Origin of the sequence: Alcaligenes sp. Me129 (assembly GCF_050487245.1) — a bacterium.
In the GTDB taxonomy this organism is placed as follows: Bacteria; Pseudomonadota; Gammaproteobacteria; order Burkholderiales; family Burkholderiaceae_B; genus Alcaligenes; species Alcaligenes phenolicus.
On record NZ_JBKQGX010000009.1, the window covers coordinates 128,764 to 147,352 of the forward strand.

The following is an 18,589-nucleotide window of genomic DNA, read 5'->3' on the forward strand; positions in this document are numbered from 1 at the left end:
GCCAAATATCAGTTGTGCTGACGGATGAAGTCCCTGATTTTAGGACAGATCAGCGTGCGCCAGCGACTTCCGGAGAAAATCCCGTAATGCCCACAGTTGGGTGCGGTGAATTGTTGCTTGAGTTCAGGGGCGATTTTTGCGCACAGCGCTTGAGCCGAGTGGGTCTGGCCCTGGCCGGAAATATCGTCCAGTTCGCCCTCAATGGTGAACAAGGCTACACCATCAATATCTTGTGGGCGCACCTGTTCGCCATGCACGTGCCATTGGCCCTTGGGCAGGCGGTGCTCCTGGAACACAATGCGGATCGTGTCCAGATAGAACTCGGCAGGCATATCCAGCACGGCATTGTATTCGTCGTAGAAACGGCGGTGTGCTTGTGCGTCGTCATCATCACCCTTGATCAGATGCTGATAAAAGTCGTAGTGCGAGCTGACGTGACGATCCGGATTCATGGCCACAAAGCCGGCATGCTGCAAAAAGCCGGGGTACACGCGACGGTGAGCACCGGGGTACTTGGTGGGCACGCGATGAATCAGATTGTTTTCAAACCAGGAGTAGGACTTGGTCGTGGCCAGACGGTTCACTTCCGTAGGCGACTGACGCGTGTCGATGGGACCACCCATCATGATCATGCTGCGCGGCATTACGGCCGAGCGGCGGGTCGCCATTAGCGAGACGGCAGCCAGTACTGGCACTGTGGGTTGGCAAACCGACATGACGTGCACCTTCGAGCCCAGCGCCTGGATGAACTCCTGCACATACAGAACGTAATCGTCCAGATGGAAGGGGCCGGCCGAACGGGGCACCATGCGGGCATCAATCCAGTCGGTGACATAGACGGAGTGATCGGGCAACAGCGCACGTACGGTTTCACGCAGCAAGGTGGCGTGGTGGCCGGACAAAGGGGCTACCAGCAAAATTGTGGGGTCCTGAGCGGCTTTGGGGTGATCACGCTCGAAGTGGATCAACTTGCAGAAGGGCTTGCTCAGGTGTTCGACCTCGCGCACGGCAATGGTCTGGCCGTCGATCCGGGTTTCGTTCAGCCCCCAGGCTGGCTTTTCGTAATCCTTGCCGATACGGTGTACCAGTTCAGAGGCCGCCGCCAGTTGGCGCGACAGGGGCGTGTAGGCCAGTGGACTGTATGGGTTGGAGAACCATTGGGAGCTGGTGCCGGTAAAGGCAGCCAGCGGGGCCAGAAAGGACCGCTGAAGTTCGTGCAGATCGTAAAGCATAGTGTGCGCCTTGGTGTTGCCTAATTTGATACAGAGGAATGTATATGCTTATTCCTGTGGGAAACAATACGACGTTTACCGTTCCTCTGTACTTGGGATTTTCCCTTGCTGCAGTGCGGCAAGTTTTTTTATCAAAAGGCGAGATTGGGCGCAAGAGTGGCTGGATAGGAACGCAGCCACCGGGTCGGACTTCTATAGAGCGAGCGAAGGGCTTAGCGCTCCAGATACTGTAGTTTGTTCTCCACACCGTTCCAGTCGTCCGCATCTTCCAGCGGTTTCTTGGAGCGGTTGATGCTGGCAAAAATAGGCGTCAGTTCTGCGTTCAGTTCGATGAAGGGAACTTGATCCTGCGGCACATCTTCTTCAGCAAAAATGGCATTGGCCGGGCATTCGGGAATACAGACGGCGCAGTCAATGCACTCGTCCGGGTCAATCACCAGAAAGTTCGGGCCTTCACGAAAACAGTCGACGGGGCACACATCCACACAATCGGTGAATTTGCACTTGATACAGTTTTCGGTGACGACGTGGGTCATTTCAGTAACACTCCTGCGGTATCGCTAAGGCGGTCAGTCACGGCAAAGGGCCGTGGATGGGGTGCGCGACAACGCACAGGGCCTGAACGATAAAAATGGGATTTAAATCGAATCTTTCGATTTTAACGAATATTCAGCTTCTTGCTTATTGAGATGGCGCAATAGCTCACCTGCTAGATAGCTGTACGCAAGAACTGGCGCCCGTGCTATGGTTGCGCAATCAAAATCGGTAGGTTTGTGATGATCATTACCTCTTTACTTGATACGGACCTGTACAAGTTTTCCATGATGCAGGTTGTTTTGCATCATTTCCCGGCTGCGCACGTGGAGTATCGCTATAAGTGCCGTACTCCCAATATTAATTTGAGCCAGTACCTGGACGAGATTCGGGCGGAAATTCACGCACTGTGCCAGTTGCGTTTTTCAGACGCCGAGCTGGATTATTTGCGTAGCCTGCGCTTTATCAAAAGCGACTTCGTCGATTTTCTGGGCTTGTTCCACCTGCCCGAGCGCTGCATTCAGGTGCAGGCCGGTGATGTGCCCGGCGAGATCGAAATTTCGGTTCAGGGGCCCTGGCTGCACACGATCCTGTTCGAGATCCCGGTGCTGGCCATTGTGAACGAGGTTTACTTTCGCAACGAATGTCCGCAGCCGCCATGGGCAGAAGGGCGCGAGCGTCTGCAGTCCAAGATGCGGCTGGTGGTGGATGATCCGGCCCTGAGCGACTTTCGTGTGGCTGACTACGGTACGCGCCGCCGCTTCTCCAAGCAGTGGCACGAAGAAGTGGTCACTACCATGATCGAGCAGATGAAGCCGCACTTTGCGGGCACCAGCAACGTCTGGTTGGCCATGAAGTATGGGGTGACGCCGCTGGGCACCATGGGCCACGAATACTTGCAGGCTTGTCAGGCTCTGGGCCCCCGTTTGCGTGACTCGCAGATTTTTGCTCTGGAAGTGTGGGCCAAAGAGTATCGCGGTGACTTGGGTATTGCCTTGTCGGATGTCTACGGCATGGATGCCTTCCTGCGCGACTTTGACATGTACTTCTGCAAGCTGTTTGACGGTGCTCGCCATGACTCGGGTGACCCATTCATTTGGGGCGAGCGCTTGCTGGCGCACTATCAGGCCAACCGTACCGATCCACGTACCAAGACCTTGGTGTTCTCTGACGGTTTGACCATACCCAAAGCCATTGAGCTGGCCCTGCGTTTTGCCGGCCGCTGCAAGGTGTCCTTCGGGATTGGCACCAACCTGACCAATGACCTGGGCCATGAGCCCTTGCAGATTGTCATGAAGATGGTGCGTTGCAATGGACAGCCCGTGGCAAAAGTGTCCGATGCTCCGGAAAAGACCATGTGCGACGATCCGGCGTATCTGGCGTATTTGCGGCAGGTTTTTCAGCTGCCTCCGGCTTAGAGCTTGAGGCTTCCCTTCTTGAGGTCCTTGCTGCTTGAGGCAAATGCTGCTTGGGTAGGGGAGCTAAGGGCATCGTGGTCAGTGATGCTCGTGATTTCAGGCGGGTGGCATCGTTTTAAAGCGATAAAGCTATAGCACTAAAAGTTTGAATCAAAGCCCTTTGCACACGCAAAGGGCTTTTTCATAGGCACAGCAGAGCCGCTAAATGCCCTCCAGCTTCCCGAGCCTGGGCAATTTGCTCTTCGCTCAAGGTCTTGGGAGCCAGAATGGCTTCTGGCGTCTGGGCGTGAAAATTGAAGATACGGATGGGGGCGGCCAGCTCCAGCCGCCAGCCCGTACAAATCCGCTCCAGTTGCCGTTGCGCACCTTGCCCGTCGCTACCCGCACTGATCAGGGCGGAATAAGGACGCCCGTTGAGTTGATCCAGCACCTCGTAGTAGTTCCGGTCCAGACACTCTTTCATGGCACCGCTCAGACTGCCCAGATTCTCGGGCGCGCAGAACAAATAGGCGTGGGAATCGCGCAAATCCCGTGCTTGCACCTGATCACAATGCAAGCGTTTGATACAGACCTGCTCTGTCTCGCCCAGTTCTTTGAGGACCTGCAGCGCGCCTTCCTCGGCCTGTTCGGCCAGTTGACGGGCGGCGCCGGTACGGGAGTGCCAAATCAACAGAAGCTGGCGGCATGTGTTCAGACTCATAAGCTCTTACTCGCGGTGATAGACTAGCGTCTACAGTATAGAGAGCCACTTCAGCGCTGAGTGGCCACATCGACGTAATCCACATGAATCACACCGCTTCTCCCCCTATGGCCGAGTCGGCCTTCAATCCTCAATGGTTCGCGCAAGCCAGCCACGGACTGGATGAAGCAGGGCGTACGCTATTGCAGGCGGCTGCCGACTGGGCGGGGCCTATTTTGCTGGATCTGGCCGGAAGTACCGGCGAACCCTTGGATAGCCATTGCGCTCAGGTAGCGCTTATTTTGGCTGGCTTGGGTGTGGACGCTCAAACCCGTGCCAGCGCCTTGCTGGCCGTCACTCCTGCTCCTGGGCCGGAGGTCAAGCAGGACCCGGTTCAGAAAGCCTTTGGTGCCGAAGTCATGACGTTGGTACGTGGCTCGCGCGCCTTGTACCGTCTGGGTTCGCTGACAGGCCAGGCCAAGGAGCAGACAGGCGGGGGCGATCAAAAGGAAATGAAGCGCAAGATGCTGCTGGCAATGGCCGCTGACTTGCGCATTGTGATGATGCGTCTGGCTTCGCGCCTGCAGTCCTTGCGCTGGTATCGGCAGTCCAAGACCGTCTGCCCGGTCGAGTTTGCGCGTGAAACGCTGGAGCTTTATACGCCCTTGGCGAATCGTTTGGGGATTTGGCAGATCAAGTGGGAAATGGAAGATCTGGCCTTTCGCTTTCTGAATCCCGAGGTCTACAAGAATATTGCCAGTAAGCTGGAAGACAAGCGCGTAGAGCGCGAAATCCTGATCAGTCAGGTGCGCGACCAACTGCTGGCAGCCTTGAAACGCGAGCATATCGTGGCTGAGGTTTCAGGGCGGCCCAAGCATATCTTCAGTATCTGGAACAAGATGCGCAACAAGCATCTGGATTTCGATCAGTTGTTTGATCTGCGCGCCTTGCGTGTCATTGTTGATGACGAGCGCAGCTGCTACCACACCCTGGCGGTGGTGCATTCGCTGTGGACGCCGGTGCCCGAGGAGTTTGACGATTACATCTCCCGGCCCAAGCCCAATGGCTACCGTTCCCTGCATACCGTTATTGCGGATGCACAGGGGCGCTGCTATGAAATTCAGATCCGCACGCGCGACATGCACCAGTTCGCGGAATACGGGATGGCTGCCCACTGGCGCTACAAGGAGGCTGGAGCCCAAGGCGGACAGCAGGTGGCCGATGGTGAGGACGATAGAAAGATCGCCTGGATGCGTCAATTGCTGGCCTGGGACAGGGAGGCGTCCACCTCGAACGCTACCGAGCCTGGCCTGCAAGCAGACAGCAGCAAAGATTCGGCTTCCGAAAAGGTAGTAGAGCCCGTTGCCAGCAAGAAACCGGCTGTTGCCAGGCCTTTGAAGGCTCAGGAAGACGAACATATTTATGTGCTGACGCCGCAGGCTCGGGTTATCGAGCTGCCTGTGGGGGCGACGCCGGTGGACTTTGCCTACTACCTGCATACCGATCTGGGCCATCGTTGCCGGGGTGCGCGGGTTGATGGGCAGATGGTGCCTTTGTCCACGCGCTTGTCGACTGGTCAGACGGTAGAGATTGTGGCGGCCAAATCCGGCGGTCCATCGCGTGACTGGCTGAACGTGCAGTTGGGCTTTTTGGCCAGCCCACGCTCGCGCTCCAAGGTGCGCGCCTGGTTCAACGCGATTGAGTTGCAGCAGCGCATCTCCCAAGGCCAGAGCATGGTCGAAAAAGAGTTGCAACGGCTGGGTCGTACGGCCGTGAATCTGGAGCAGATGGCGCAACAGCTTGGCTTTGCCAAGGCAGATGACCTGTATGTTGCCGTGGCCAAGGATGAATTCAGCCTGCGCCAGGTGGATGCCTTGTTCCGTGAGGATGTGCAGGAGGAAGAGCCCGTACAGCGTGTGTTTGATGCGGCCCGGGAAAGTGTTTCCAAGACCGGGAAAAGCGGCGTGCTGGTGGTGGGTGTAGATTCGCTAATGACGCAACTGGCCCGTTGCTGCCGTCCCGCACCCCCTGATCTGATTGCTGGTTTTGTGACTCGTGGCCGGGGAGTGTCCATACACCGTGCCGACTGCAAGTCCTACCAGGAACTGGCTGATCGACAACCTGAAAGGGCTATTAGCGTCGATTGGGGCGATACGGGGGATACTCAGTATCCCGTGGATCTGGCCATTGAGGCTCAGGAGCATCCCAGCCTCTTGCGTGATCTCTCGGAAGTGTTTGCCCGCCTGCGTTTGAACGTAACGGGTATCAACACCTTGAGTCGCCGCTCGTTGACGCGCATGATATTTACTATTGAAGTGCGTGATGGCGAGCAAATTCAAAAGGCTTTAGCGGCCTTGAACGAGTTATCGGGCGTCAGCGCCCGCCGCTACTCGTCCTGAACTGCTAAAATCGGTAAACCTAAACCTCGCGGGCGTTGTGCCCGCGATTGTTCTTGTCAATCAAGAGAGCGAGCTTTGAAAACCTATACCTTGCCCGACCCGGATGGACATTTTGGTCAGTTTGGTGGTTCGTTTGTCGCTGAAACGCTGGTCCACGCCCTGGACGAGTTGAAAGCAGCCTACGAACAGTATCGGAACGATCCTGAGTTTCTGCGCGAGTTTCACTACGAACTCAAGCATTTTGTCGGTCGTCCCAGCCCCGTGTACCATGCCCGTCGATGGTCGGAGCAACTAGGTGGAGCTCAGATCTGGTTCAAGCGCGAAGATCTCAATCACACTGGCGCACACAAGATCAACAACTGTATCGGTCAGATTTTGCTGGCTCGCCGCATGGGCAAGCCACGCATTATTGCGGAAACCGGTGCAGGCCAGCACGGCGTGGCAACGGCTACGGTCGCCGCCCGCTATGGTCTGGAGTGTGTGGTCTACATGGGTAGCGAAGACGTACGCCGTCAGGCTTCCAATGTGTACCGTATGAAGTTGCTGGGTGCGACGGTCGTTCCTGTGGAATCCGGTTCGCGCACGCTGAAAGATGCGCTGAACGAAGCCATGCGCGACTGGGTCACCAATATCAGCAATACCTTCTACATCATTGGCACGGTGGCTGGCCCTCATCCTTACCCGATGATGGTGCGCGACTTCCAATGCGTGATCGGTGACGAGTGCGTGGAGCAAATGCCTCAGGACGCCGGTCGTCAGCCGGACTACGTTTTGGCGTCGGTGGGCGGTGGTTCCAATGCCATGGGCATTTTCTACCCCTACATTGAGCACAAGGATGTGGAGCTGATCGGAGTGGAAGCGGCTGGCCGCGGTCTGGATACGCTGGAGCACTCGGCTTCCCTGAACAAGGGCATGGTGGGTGTGCTGCACGGTAACCGTACCTATGTGCTGCAGGACGATGACGGCAACGTCATGCCTACGCATTCGGTGTCGGCTGGCCTGGATTACCCCGGTGTGGGTCCCGAGCACGCCTGGCTGAAAGATTGTGGCCGTGCGCAATACGCCACCTGCACCGATGAAGACGCCCTGAAAGCGTTTCACGATTGCTGCCGCATCGAAGGCATCATGCCCGCGCTGGAGTCCTCGCACGCGCTGGCGCATGCGGCTCGCATTGCCCCGACTTTGCCCAAGGATAAAATCATCCTGGTCAGTTTGTCTGGTCGCGGTGATAAGGACATGCACACGGTCGCCGAGTACGGCGGCTTGACTCTGTAAGCAATCGGGAACGGATATGTCGAGTAATGTGCGTCTGAAAAAGACGTTTGAAGGTTTGAACGGGCGCTGTGCCCTGGTGCCTTATATTACGGCCGGAGACCCTTCGGTGCCCGCTACCGTGGCCTTGATGCATGCCTTGCGTCAGGCCGGGGCAGATGTCATTGAATTGGGTGTGCCGTTTTCTGATCCCACTGCCGATGGCCCGGTGATTCAGCAAGCGGCTGAACGTGCCATCAGCCGTGGTGTGGGCTTGCGTAAAGTGCTGGAGATTGTGCAGCAGTTTCGCTTGATCGACGAGGAAACGCCGGTTGTTCTGATGGGTTACGCCAATCCTATTGAGCGTATCGGTCAGGCTGAATTTGCTGTCATGGCAGGCAAGGCGGGTGTGGACGGTGTGCTGACGGTGGACTACCCACCTGAGGAGTCCGAGGATTTCACCCGTTTGCTGACCGAGCAGGGCGTGGATACCATTTTCCTGCTCTCGCCTACGTCCACGGACGAGCGTATTGCCAAGGTAGCCGCTTTGGCGCAGGGCTATGTGTATTATGTGTCCCTGAAAGGTGTGACCGGTTCGGCCCAGATTGATGTGGCTGATGTGGAACAACACTTGCAGCGTATTCGTCAGCACGTCAAAATTCCGGTCGGAGTGGGTTTCGGGATTCGGGACGCGCAAAGCGCCAAAGCTATTTCCCGTAGTGCGGATGCAGTTGTCATTGGCTCCAAGCTGATCCAGACCATGGAACAGGCTGTGCAGGAGAACGCTGGCAAAGAGCAAAAGGATATGGATGCGGCTGCGGTTGCAGCAGCCAGCCAATGGCTCGCACAGATACGTCAGGCACTGGATAATTAGCCTAAATACCTATTCCGCGTATAGAATCATCTGCCTGTTCTTTAGGAACAGGCGCTTTTTTTCAGAATAAAGAGCTTGGTGGGCCGGGTGCCGGCCAGGCGAAAACAGGATCTAACAATGAGCTGGATCGAGAAAATACTCCCGCCGCGAATTAACCGTAACCCCGAAAGCAGCCGTCGCGTTCCCGAAGGGCTGTGGGTGAAATGTCCGTCGTGTGAGTCTGTGCTCTACAAGGAAGATCTCCAGGCCACCTTGAACGTCTGCCCCAAATGCAGCCATCACATGCGCATTGGTGCTCGTGCCCGGATCAAGTCCTTGCTGGACCCTGAAGGCCAGACCGAGATTGGTTCCAACACCCGTCCTATGGACCCTTTGAAGTTCCGCGATTCGCGTAAGTACACCGAGCGCGTTTCCGAGGCGGCCAAGCAGACGGGCGAAACTGAAGCCATGGTGGTCATGAGCGGCACGATTCTGTCTGTGCCTGCCGTGGTGGCCTGCTTCGAGTTTGAATACATGGCCGGTTCCATGGGTTCCGTGGTAGGCGAGCGTTTCACACGTGGTGTGCAGGCGGCTATTGCCAACCGCAGTCCTTTTATTTGCGTGGCCGCTTCGGGTGGTGCGCGTATGCAGGAGAGCTTGTTCTCTCTGATGCAGATGGCCAAGACGACGGCTATTTTGGCTGAATTGTCGGATGCGGGTTTGCCGTTCATCAGCATTTTGACTGATCCCACCATGGGTGGTGTGTCGGCCAGTTTTGCTTTTATGGGCGATGTGGTGATTGCCGAGCCTAATGCCTTGATCGGTTTTGCCGGTCCTCGCGTGATTGAGCAGACTGTGCGCGAGAAACTGCCCGAAGGCTTCCAGCGTGCCGAGTTCTTGCTGGAGAAGGGCGCTATCGATATGGTGGTTGATCGTCGCGAGCTGCAGCGTGAGCTGGCCGAGTTGCTGGCTTTGCTGACTCGTCAGCCGGCTGAGGCTGTGTCGCGGCATTCTTGATTGCCAAGGAATTGCTAAAGAAGAACGCCACCTGGGTTTAGGTGGCGTTTTTTTTGGGCTGCTGTTTTTTTGGGTAGAGAGGTTTGTGTTATTGAAGCATAGGCTTCTGGGTGGAGACCTCAGGGTGAGATTGGCTTGGTTTTCTTGGTGTGGGGAGTACGGCTCTGGGGCGGGGCCTTGGCCCGTGCTGCGCACGGGTACCCTTGGCTATTGAACAATCCAGGCGCCCAGTGAACTCGCCAGGTACTTGGTCCCCCGGACCAAGTACAAGCGTCTGGCTCGAACAGCACTGGGCTTGCACCCTGGATTGTTCAATAGCCCGCGGCCAAGTCCCTGACTCGCCCCAGAGTCGTACTCCCCACACCAAGAAAAAAGGAATATCGCAGAGGGCTCAAGAAGAGGGAGAAGGAGCCTGGATGGCTGCTCTTTATGGATACGAGAGGAAAAAAAAACGCCGCCCCAAAGGGCGGCGTTTTTAGTCTTGCTGTTTACTGCGTTTCGACCTGTTGCAGCGGCTCGCTGTTCTCGGTTTCTGCAGCACGTTGCTTGCGTGGGCGACCCAGGCGCACTGGTGCGGGCTGGTAGTCGTCCTGTGTTGCCGAGCGAACGGTTTCCACCAGTTCGATGCCCGCTGCGTTCAGTACGGCTTCCAGAGGGGCGGCTGTGGGCTTCTGTGCTTGTTCGGCAGCAGGGGCTTTTGCAGCTGCAGTCGTTTGAGTCTCAACGCGAGTCTCTACGGCTGTGGTTTCCACTGGAGTGGCTTCAACGGCCGGGGCTTCAACTGCTGGTTGTGCTTCTGCGGGAGTAGCAGTTGTCTCCACGGCTTCAGCTTGAGCTTCGGTGGCTTCTGCTTTGGCTGGTTCGGCAGCAACTTCTGCTTGCGCAGGAGCAACAGCTTCTTCAGCGGCAGGAGCTTCTGGCGCTACCTCGGCCTGAGCGGCTGGAGCAGCAACTTCTTCCTGGGCAGTAGCGGTTTCTACGGCTGCAGTTTCCACTGGAGCGGCTTCAACGGCTGGGGTTTCTGCTGCGGCTTGCGTTTCTGCGGGCGCTGCGGCTGTTTCTACAGCTTCAGCTTGAGCTTCGGTCACTTCTGCTTTGGCAGGTTCGGCGGCAGCTTCTGCTTGCACAGGAGCAACGGTTTCTTCTGCGGCTGGAGCTTCTGGAGCAACTTCGGCCTGAACGGCTGGAGTGGCTACTTCTTCCTGGGCTGGAGCGGTTTCAACAGCGTTTACCGGGGTCGTAGCGACTTCTTCAGCTTGTTGTGCGGCTTGAGCAGCGGCAGGAGCTTCTTCAGAGGCCTCTACGGCGACAGGAGCGGCTTCTTGGGCTGCCGGTGCCTCTACGGCTGCTTGTGGCTGTTCAGGCTCGGCTGCTGCGGTTTGGGCGGCAGCTTGTTCCTGGGCATCCAGGGCAGCGGGGTTGAAGCTAGGTGTTTCGTGAGCAACGTAGGCGCTGGTATTGCCTTCTTCGTTGTTCTCTTCGTTCTCGGCTACGGCGTTGGCGTCGGTATTGCGACGACCACGACGGCTACGACGACGGCGACGTTTGCGCTCTGGGTCCAGAGCGCCGTTTTCGCTGTTCTCGTCGGTTTCGGCATCCGAGTTGTCGCTGGTATCAGAGCTGTCAGCCTCGGCCAGCTGTTCAGCGCGGTTTTGCGCTTCTTGCTTGGTGGCGGCCACGGCAGCCACTGCGGCGACGCTGGCCACTGCGGCAGCAGCCTGATCGGGCTGGGCTTCTGTGCTGGCGACGTCTTTGTTCAGCTCGACGTTTTCTGCGCTGCCTTCTTCACGGCGTTGACGGCCACGGCCACGGCGGTTGCGTGGGTTGCGGCTGTTGCTGCTGCCTTCGTCGGCAGTGGCGGGCGTCGTGTTGGCGCTTTGTGGAGTTTCCAGAGCAGATTCGTTACCTGCTGAGGCGTTACGGCGGCGACCACGGGTATTCCCCCCGGTGCTTTCCGTGCTGGCTTTTTCTTCCTGAGCCGCTTCCGGGCGGTTGGACTGGCGACGGCCACGACCACCTTGGCCACGGCCACTATTGGATTGGCCGGGACGACCTTGGCGGCGGCCAGAGGACGATTTGCTGCCTTCGGATTTGGTGGTCTCGGCCACGGGTTCGGCAGGTGCGCCGGACAACCAGTTCAGCAGGCGCTTGAGCAGGCCGGGTTTGTTGTCGCTAGCAGCGGCGCTGGCGGCTGCGGCGGCAGCAGGCTTGCTCATGGGAGCTGGCTGGGCCGGTGTGGTGCTCTTGACCAGGGCTTCTGGACGAGGCTTGATTTCGTGGCTGCGGTGCGGCACCAGGCTGTCTTGCTGCTCAGGCTGCTGGACCAGCTCGTAGCTGCTGCGCAGTTCATCCAGGCGTGGGTCGTCGTGGCGCAGGCGCTCGATGATGTGGTGCGGGGTTTCCAGATTCTTGTTCGGAATCAGGATCAGGGCAATGTTCAGGCGCGATTCGATCTTGGTGATGTCAGCGCGTTTTTCGTTCAGCAGGAAGGTAGCCACATCCACCGGCACCTGAGCGTGCAGGGCGGCTGTGCCTTCTTTCATGGCTTCTTCTTGCAGCAGACGCAGTACATGCAGAGCGCTGGATTCGGCATCGCGAATGACGCCAGTGCCGGTGCATCGTGGGCAAGTAATGTGGGAGCCTTCGTTCAGGGCAGGGCGCAGGCGCTGACGGGACAGTTCCATCAGACCAAAGCGCGAGATCTTGCCCATCTGGACGCGAGCACGGTCCAGGTGCAGGGCATCACGCAGGCGTTGTTCGACAGCACGCTGGTTCTTGCTGTCTTCCATATCGATAAAGTCGATAACAATCAGGCCACCCAAGTCACGCAAACGCAACTGGCGGGCCACTTCGTCGGCGGCTTCCTGGTTGGTGCGCAGGGCGGTTTCTTCAATGTCGGCACCACGCGTGGAGCGAGCCGAGTTCACGTCAATGGCAACCAGGGCCTCGGTGTGGTCGATAACGACAGCACCGCCCGAAGGCAATTGCACGGTACGCGAGTAGGCGGTTTCGATCTGGTGTTCGATCTGAAAGCGCGAGAACAGCGGGATGTCATCGCGGTACATCTTTACGCGATGCAGATTGTCGGGCATGACCACGCTCATGAAAGCGGCGGCCTGCTCGTGAATCTCGTCCGTGTCGATCAGGATTTCGCCAATATCGGGCGAGAAGTAATCGCGGATGGCCCGGATAACCAGGCTGGATTCCAGATAAATCAGGATAGGAGCTGCATTGTCGCGGGCAGCGCCGTCAATGGCGGTCCACAACTGCATCAGGTAGTTCAGGTCCCACTGCAGTTCCTCGACGCTGCGGCCGATACCTGCGGTGCGAGCGATGATGCTCATGCCCTGCGGGATGTCCAGCTGGTCCATGGCTTCGCGCAGTTCCTGGCGGTCTTCGCCTTCAACGCGGCGCGATACGCCACCCCCACGGGGGTTGTTGGGCATCAGAACCAGATAGCGGCCTGCCAGGGAAATGAAGGTGGTCAGGGCAGCGCCCTTGTTGCCACGCTCTTCTTTTTCAACCTGGATGATCAGTTCCTGGCCTTCAACCAGGGCGTCCTGGATGCGGGCGCTGCGTACATCAATCCCTTCCTTGAAGTAGCTGCGAGCTACTTCCTTGAATGGCAGAAAGCCGTGACGCTCTTCACCGTAGCTGACGAAGCAGGCTTCCAGGCCGGGTTCGATGCGGGTGATGACCCCTTTGTAGATATTGCCTTTGCGCTGTTCGCGCCCGGCTGTTTCGATGTCGAGGTCAATCAGTTTTTGACCGTCGACAATGGCGACGCGTAGTTCTTCTTGATGCGTCGCATTGAACAACATGCGTTTCATGAGTGTGGATCTCCGTTGTCATGGAGCACCGAAATATCGGCGCACGACCGCGGGTCACAGGTGTGTAGCGCTATAGCTGCATCAGTTTGGTGCAGGCAGGCAAAATCGGCCTACCGGCTTATAGTCTGGGAGGCACGAGTCGCGCCAAAGCGCGAAGTTCAATCAGCAGGGGGGTCAGAGTCACGGTGTGTGTTTGACGAATATAAAATTGCTGGGGGAACGGCAGCCGCATAAATCATGCGGCTGGTGCAAAAGAGCGGGACAATCTGTGCAGGAATTCAGCGCCGCACGCGGGAGGAAAACATCTCTTGGAAAGCGGGCCTTCTTGCCACACGACTTTCGCTATTTCGGACTCACCCCGGCGACCTTATGACCCGGAAGCTGGAACTCAAGGATACAATTATCAGTCCTTGGTCATCCAACGGAGACGCACCCTTTGCATCTCTACGCTGGACCCAGTCTCAGCTTCCATAGGCTGAAGCGATTATATGCCCCTTTTTGTTATGTGCAAACCTCATGAATCACAAAGATCAGCCCCTCAAGTGCGAATATTACGCATTGATGAAACGCGGGCAGGTCAGCGTATAGATAATTTTTTGTTACGTGAATGTAAAGGGGTGCCAAAAAGCCACATTTACAAAGCGATCCGTGGCGGTCAGGTGCGCGTGAATAAAGGCCGTATCAGCAGTGACTATCGTTTGCAGGACGGCGATATGGTGCGCATTCCGCCGCTGCGTCTGCCCGAGCCCGAGCAGCCGCGTCATGTTCCCGCTGCCGTTTTCCCGGTGGTGTTCGAGGACGAGCACCTGATGGTCATCGACAAGCCTGCCGGTGTTGCCGTGCATGGTGGCAGTGGTGTGTCTTTCGGTGTCATCGAGCAGTTACGTGCTGCCCGTCCTCAGGAGCCCTTTCTGGAGCTGGCCCACCGTCTGGACCGGGATACCTCCGGTTTGCTGATTATCGCCAAGCGTCGTGCTGCCCTGGTTGGTTTGCACGATATGTTCCGCGAAATCCGTGCACGCAAGTTTTATTGGGCGCTGGTGCAGGGCGATTGGGTGAACGATCGCCAGCATATCCGTTTCCCCTTGCTGCGCTGGCTGACCGAAAGCGGGGAGCGGCGCGTCAAGGTTGACCCCACAGGCAAGCCTGCGCATACCATCATCACCATGCAGCGCCGTTTTGGCCGCTTTACTTTGGTGCAGGCGGAGCTGAAAACCGGCCGCACTCACCAGATTCGGGTTCATTTGGCCCATTCGGGCTTTCCGATTGTGGGCGACGACAAGTATGGCGACGACGCCATTCGCGATCAATTCGCCCGCCAGGGCTTCAAGCGCATGTTCCTGCATTCGGGACGCCTGGAGTTCAATCATCCTGTCACCGGACAGCCTCTGGTTCTGGAGGCCGCCTTGCCGGCTGCCTGTCAGGCCGTTCTTGAGCGTTTGGAGAAGTAGTTATGACGCGTTACGCCGCCGTTCTGTTTGATTGGGACGGCACAGTTATGGATTCGACGTACTCAATTGCCAGTTCTATTCAGTTGGCCAGTGCGGATCTGCAATTGCCTGTGCCCTCGATTCAGCAAGCCAGCTGGGTTATTGGTTTGTCGCTGGAAAGCGCCTTGTATCGCGCTGTGCCGGATTTGACTGCCGAGCAGATGCCGCTGTTTCTGGAGCGCTATCGACATCACTTTATGCAGCGCGACCCGCATATCAAGCTGTTTGACGGAATTTTGCCTTTCATGGGTGAACTTCGGGGCCGCCAGATTGCCTTAGGAGTGGCAACGGGTAAAAGTCGTCAAGGTTTGGATAGAGTGCTGCAGCAGGTCAATCTCAGCACTTTTTTTGATGCAACCCGTTGTGCAGATGAAACCCGCAGCAAGCCGGACCCGGAAATGCTGCATCAATTGCTGGCCGAATTGATGTTGGAGCCCGAGCAGGTCTTGATGGTGGGCGACACCGTGCACGATATTCATATGGCGGCCAATGCGGGCATGGATAGCGTGGCTGTCACTTACGGCGCGCATGATCCCCAAACCCTGGCCAAGGCTGAGCCCACGGTCATGGTTGATAATGTGGCGCAAATGCGCGATTGGGTATTGGCACGGATTTAATAGGCGGCAAGTCGGTTTGACGACCATCTTGCCAGACAGGTTCAGGAGATGGAGATGTTCAAATCACGTTCGCAGCCCATACGTCCCTCTGAAATTACCGACGAGTCGGTCTGGCGGGCGCGCCGCCGCCTGCTTTTGCAGGCTCCCGGAGCCTTGGCCCTGGCGGCCAGCTTGCCGGGTCGGGCTCAGGCGGTCCCGGTAGGGCAGGACTTGTCGTTCACGCCTTCCCAGCGCTGGAAACTGGACGATATGCCCACCAGCGAGTCCGATGTCACCTCCTACAATAATTTCTACGAATTTGGCACGGGCAAGGAAGACCCTGCCCGCCATTCGGGGAAATTCAAGACTGAACCCTGGACTTTGCAGATTGACGGTTTGGTGAACAAGCCGCTTACCTTGGATATGGACCAGATCTTGAAGCTGGCCCCTTTGGAAGAGCGTATTTATCGTCTGCGTTGTGTTGAAGCCTGGTCCATGGTGGTGCCCTGGGTGGGCTATTCCTTGTCGGCCTTGCTAAAGCAGGCGTCGCCCCAGGGCTCGGCCCGCTTTGTTCGGTTTGAAACAGCGGCGGACCCGGAAACCATGCCGGGTCTACGCTCTCGTATCTTGGCCTGGCCCTATGTGGAGGCGCTACGGTTGGACGAGGCCATGCATCCTTTGACTCTGCTGGCTACCGGTCTGTACGGAAAAAGTCTACCTGTTCAGAATGGAGCGCCGGTGCGGCTGATCGTGCCGTGGAAGTATGGGTTCAAATCGGCCAAGTCTTTGGTGCGCATCACCTTGACGGACACCATGCCCGAGTCCAGCTGGATGAAGGTGGCTCCGCATGAGTATGGCTTTTACGCCAATGTGAACCCGGAAGTGCCGCATCCCCGCTGGAGCCAGGCCACTGAACGTGTCATCGGTTCGGGATTCTTCGCCACCAAAAAGCCGACTTTGCCTTTTAACGGCTATGCCGAAGACGTGGCAGGTCTGTATGCCGATATGGACTTAAGGCGTTACTACTGATGAGTACCTGGAAGGCTGCGCAGTTGGATAGGCTCAAGCCCTTGGTATTCTTGCTGGGCTTGTTTCCTTTGGGGCGCTGGGTATGGTTGGGTTTCAATAATGGCCTAAGTGCCAATCCAGCTGAATTTTTGACCCGATCCAGTGGGGTTTGGGCCTTGGTGCTCTTGCTGCTGACCCTGGCTTTAAGTCCTGTAAGGCGTTTGCTGGCTCAGCCCGCCTTGGTGCGTTGGCGCCGCATGTTGGGCTTGTTCAGTTTTTTTTATGCAGCTTTGCATACCTTGGCCTGGGCCTGGTGGGATCGCTCGGGCGACTGGCTGTCCATGTGGCAGGACGTGATGCAGCGGCCCTTGATTGCGATCGGGGTAGTGGCTGTGCTGATTTTATTGGCCCTGACCCTGACCTCCACGCATGGCTGGCAGAAACGTTTGGGTCGTGGCTGGAGCCGCTTGCATCAAACCGTGTATTTGGCGGCGGTCCTTTCCATCCTGCACTTTTACCTGATTCGTACTGGTAAAAATGATGTGGTGGAAGTTTATGTCTATGGTTTGGTTCTGGTGGGCTTGCTGGTTTTGCGCCGCTGGCCCGTATTGAATAAGACAGCGCACTAAGCAAAACAGGTAATGAGCATAAGCCCATTACCTGTTTTTTTATCAATCCAGACTTTGCAGAATGGCGGCTGTTTCGGCATCCAAAGTGCCGTCGTAGTGGGCTGGGCGGTAGTGCATCTGGAAGGCGGCGATCACGTTTTGTGTGGCCTTGTCGAACACGCCGCTGTCAGGCGTTTCGTAGCCTGCTTTGCGCAGCAGGGCCTGGGTTTGAGCGGCAGAGGGCAGGGGACGCGTGGCGTACTGCGCCTGCAGTGCTCGGGCCTGTGATTCCTTGTACCAGCGGCCTATGCCTGCTTGGGCCAGTTCCTTCCAGGGGAAATGAGGGCCGGGGTCCAGCTTGCGTTGTGGGGCAACATCGCTGTGGCCAATAATATTGCGGGCAGACACGCCATGGCGCTGAGCCAGGTCTTTCAGCAGTGCTTTGATTGCTTCAATCTGCCCGGACGTATACGGAGCCCAGCGACCATCTGCCAAGCGGCCCATATTAACGATTTCGATGCCGATAGAGCCGGTATTCAGGTCTGTGAAACCGTACCAGGAGCCCAGACCTGCATGCCAGGCGCGGCGTTCCTCTGGAACCAGACGGTAGACAGTGGGACGGCGCTCATCACTGACCAGGTAATGGGCGCTGACATCACGCTGTGTCAGCACCTTCAAGGAGGTGGCGTGGTCGCCAGCGGTGTAGTGCATGACCAGATAACGCACTCGGCTGTTCTGGCCCTGAGCGCTATAGCTGTCATCAAGTTTGAAGGGACCGCTACTGCCACAGGCCGCCAATAAGGCCGTCAGGCTAAGTACACCAATCCGAACGCTGCGCTTCAAGGCGGGTGCAAGAAAAGACAGGGATTTCATCTTAACGACCAGCCAGAAACAGGAAAATGCAGGGGGTTTTGTCCAGGGCAGGCGGCTGGCGCTCGCGCCATTGTTCAACTGTGGCGGTCTGGATCAATTCACGCGAGCCAGTCAGGTCACGAGCCAGGCACAAGCGTGTTGTGGGCTTCAGGGCCTGCAGCAGGGTGCTGTACATGGCCTGATTGCGATAAGGTGTTTCGATCAGGATCTGGGTTTGTTTCAGAGCCTGGGACTGGCTTTCCCATTGCTTGAGCTGCTTGGCGCGTGCGCCGCCATCCACGGGCGCATAGCCGTGGAATACGAACTGCTGACCGTCCAGGCCGCTGGCCATCAGGCTCAGCAAAATGGAAGAGGGGCCAACGTGAGGGCGCACGGGGATCTTCATTTCGTGGGCCATGGCAACTACCAGCGCACCGGGGTCGGCGACGGCGGGGCAGCCAGCTTCCGATACCAGACCAATGGCTTGACCTTGCAGGGCTGTTTTCAACCACTCACGCATTTCACCGGGTTTATTGCCGCGCTTGTCCAGCGTGTGAATAGTGATTTCTTGCAGAGGTACCACGGGCTCAACCAGTTTCAGGAAAGCACGGGCGGTTTTGGCGTTCTCGGCAATAAAGACGGTCAGTTCGCGCGTCAAAGCCCTGACGTCGGCGGGTAGCCAGCCGCTGATCGGGCTCTCACTTAAGCCTACGGGGATCAGGTGCAAAGGGGCGGCTTGGGGCATGGCGTATCAGTCCTAAACGGAAGGGGGCAAAAGGGTGGGGCGCAAGGGGTTCAAGCCAAAGTGAGGCAGCATGGTGC

General features: G+C 57.4%; 15 protein-coding genes. 9 read left to right on the forward strand and 6 right to left on the reverse strand.

Features of this window, described 5'->3' with window-relative positions; all coding sequences use genetic code 11:
* Positions 1-8 precede the first annotated feature (8 nt).
* The gene (locus ACLPGZ_RS11690; protein ID WP_429641351.1) at positions 9-1,232 is read right to left on the reverse strand and encodes a polyhydroxyalkanoate depolymerase; all 1,224 of its coding nucleotides are present in this window, start codon (positions 1,230-1,232) and stop codon (positions 9-11) included.
* 212 nt (positions 1,233-1,444) lie between these two features.
* The gene (gene fdxA / locus ACLPGZ_RS11695) at positions 1,445-1,768 is read right to left on the reverse strand and encodes a ferredoxin FdxA (RefSeq protein ID WP_009456619.1); all 324 of its coding nucleotides are present in this window, start codon (positions 1,766-1,768) and stop codon (positions 1,445-1,447) included.
* Positions 1,769-2,008: 240 nt separating this feature from the next.
* Here fdxA and pncB point away from each other — a divergent pair, with 240 nt between their 5' ends.
* Positions 2,009-3,184 (forward strand): nicotinate phosphoribosyltransferase, encoded by a 1,176-nt coding sequence (gene pncB / locus ACLPGZ_RS11700; protein ID WP_035272486.1) that lies wholly within the window; start codon positions 2,009-2,011, stop codon positions 3,182-3,184.
* A gap of 181 nt (positions 3,185-3,365) precedes the next feature.
* Here the strand turns inward: pncB and ACLPGZ_RS11705 are convergent, their stop codons facing one another.
* Positions 3,366-3,884, reverse strand: coding sequence for a flavodoxin family protein (locus ACLPGZ_RS11705; RefSeq protein WP_429641353.1), 519 nt, complete (start codon positions 3,882-3,884; stop codon positions 3,366-3,368).
* An 83-nt stretch (positions 3,885-3,967) separates the two neighbouring features.
* Between ACLPGZ_RS11705 and ACLPGZ_RS11710 the strand changes: the two genes are divergently transcribed.
* The 4 genes from ACLPGZ_RS11710 to accD all read left to right on the forward strand — a co-directional run bounded on the left by ACLPGZ_RS11710 (position 3,968) and on the right by accD (position 9,383).
* Entirely contained in the window at positions 3,968-6,262 is a 2,295-nt protein-coding gene (locus ACLPGZ_RS11710) for a RelA/SpoT family protein (RefSeq protein WP_321290321.1), read from the forward strand.
* 75 nt (positions 6,263-6,337) lie between these two features.
* On the forward strand, positions 6,338-7,537 hold the full coding sequence (gene trpB / locus ACLPGZ_RS11715) for a tryptophan synthase subunit beta (RefSeq protein ID WP_009456612.1): 1,200 nt from the start codon (positions 6,338-6,340) through the stop codon (positions 7,535-7,537).
* Between the two features lie 16 nt (positions 7,538-7,553).
* Positions 7,554-8,387, forward strand: coding sequence for a tryptophan synthase subunit alpha (trpA, locus tag ACLPGZ_RS11720; RefSeq protein WP_083053270.1), 834 nt, complete (start codon positions 7,554-7,556; stop codon positions 8,385-8,387).
* 117 nt (positions 8,388-8,504) lie between these two features.
* Positions 8,505-9,383 carry an acetyl-CoA carboxylase, carboxyltransferase subunit beta gene (gene accD / locus ACLPGZ_RS11725; protein WP_035272491.1) on the forward strand — a complete coding sequence of 293 codons (879 nt, stop codon included), beginning with the start codon at positions 8,505-8,507 and terminating at the stop codon, positions 9,381-9,383.
* A 488-nt stretch (positions 9,384-9,871) separates the two neighbouring features.
* Here accD and ACLPGZ_RS11730 read toward each other — a convergent pair whose 3' ends face one another.
* Positions 9,872-13,213: an Rne/Rng family ribonuclease gene (locus ACLPGZ_RS11730; protein ID WP_429641356.1), complete on the reverse strand. Its 3,342-nt coding sequence runs from the start codon at positions 13,211-13,213 to the stop codon at positions 9,872-9,874.
* A 488-nt stretch (positions 13,214-13,701) separates the two neighbouring features.
* On the opposite strand from ACLPGZ_RS11730, the gene ACLPGZ_RS11735 reads away from it, so the two are divergent.
* From ACLPGZ_RS11735 to ACLPGZ_RS11750, 4 genes are read left to right on the forward strand one after another with little or no spacing between them, the layout of a single operon-like run.
* Complete coding sequence (locus ACLPGZ_RS11735; protein ID WP_264180248.1) at positions 13,702-14,664, forward strand: RluA family pseudouridine synthase; 963 nt, start codon at positions 13,702-13,704, stop codon at positions 14,662-14,664.
* A 2-nt stretch (positions 14,665-14,666) separates the two neighbouring features.
* Entirely contained in the window at positions 14,667-15,320 is a 654-nt protein-coding gene (locus ACLPGZ_RS11740; RefSeq protein WP_009456607.1) for an HAD family hydrolase, read from the forward strand.
* 54 nt (positions 15,321-15,374) lie between these two features.
* Complete coding sequence (msrP, locus tag ACLPGZ_RS11745) at positions 15,375-16,328, forward strand: protein-methionine-sulfoxide reductase catalytic subunit MsrP (protein WP_026483107.1); 954 nt, start codon at positions 15,375-15,377, stop codon at positions 16,326-16,328.
* Positions 16,328-16,936 carry a protein-methionine-sulfoxide reductase heme-binding subunit MsrQ gene (locus ACLPGZ_RS11750; RefSeq protein WP_083053273.1) on the forward strand — a complete coding sequence of 203 codons (609 nt, stop codon included), beginning with the start codon at positions 16,328-16,330 and terminating at the stop codon, positions 16,934-16,936. The genes msrP and ACLPGZ_RS11750 overlap by 1 nt, the downstream gene beginning before the upstream one ends.
* 42 nt (positions 16,937-16,978) lie before the next feature.
* Here ACLPGZ_RS11750 and ACLPGZ_RS11755 read toward each other — a convergent pair whose 3' ends face one another.
* Together ACLPGZ_RS11755 and ACLPGZ_RS11760 are read right to left on the reverse strand one after the other, a co-directional pair.
* Positions 16,979-17,788 (reverse strand): N-acetylmuramoyl-L-alanine amidase, encoded by an 810-nt coding sequence (locus tag ACLPGZ_RS11755; protein WP_239054496.1) that lies wholly within the window; start codon positions 17,786-17,788, stop codon positions 16,979-16,981.
* A 1-nt stretch (position 17,789) separates the two neighbouring features.
* Entirely contained in the window at positions 17,790-18,512 is a 723-nt protein-coding gene (locus ACLPGZ_RS11760) for an SAM-dependent methyltransferase (RefSeq protein WP_239054495.1), read from the reverse strand.
* Between the last annotated feature and the right edge of the window lie 77 nt (positions 18,513-18,589).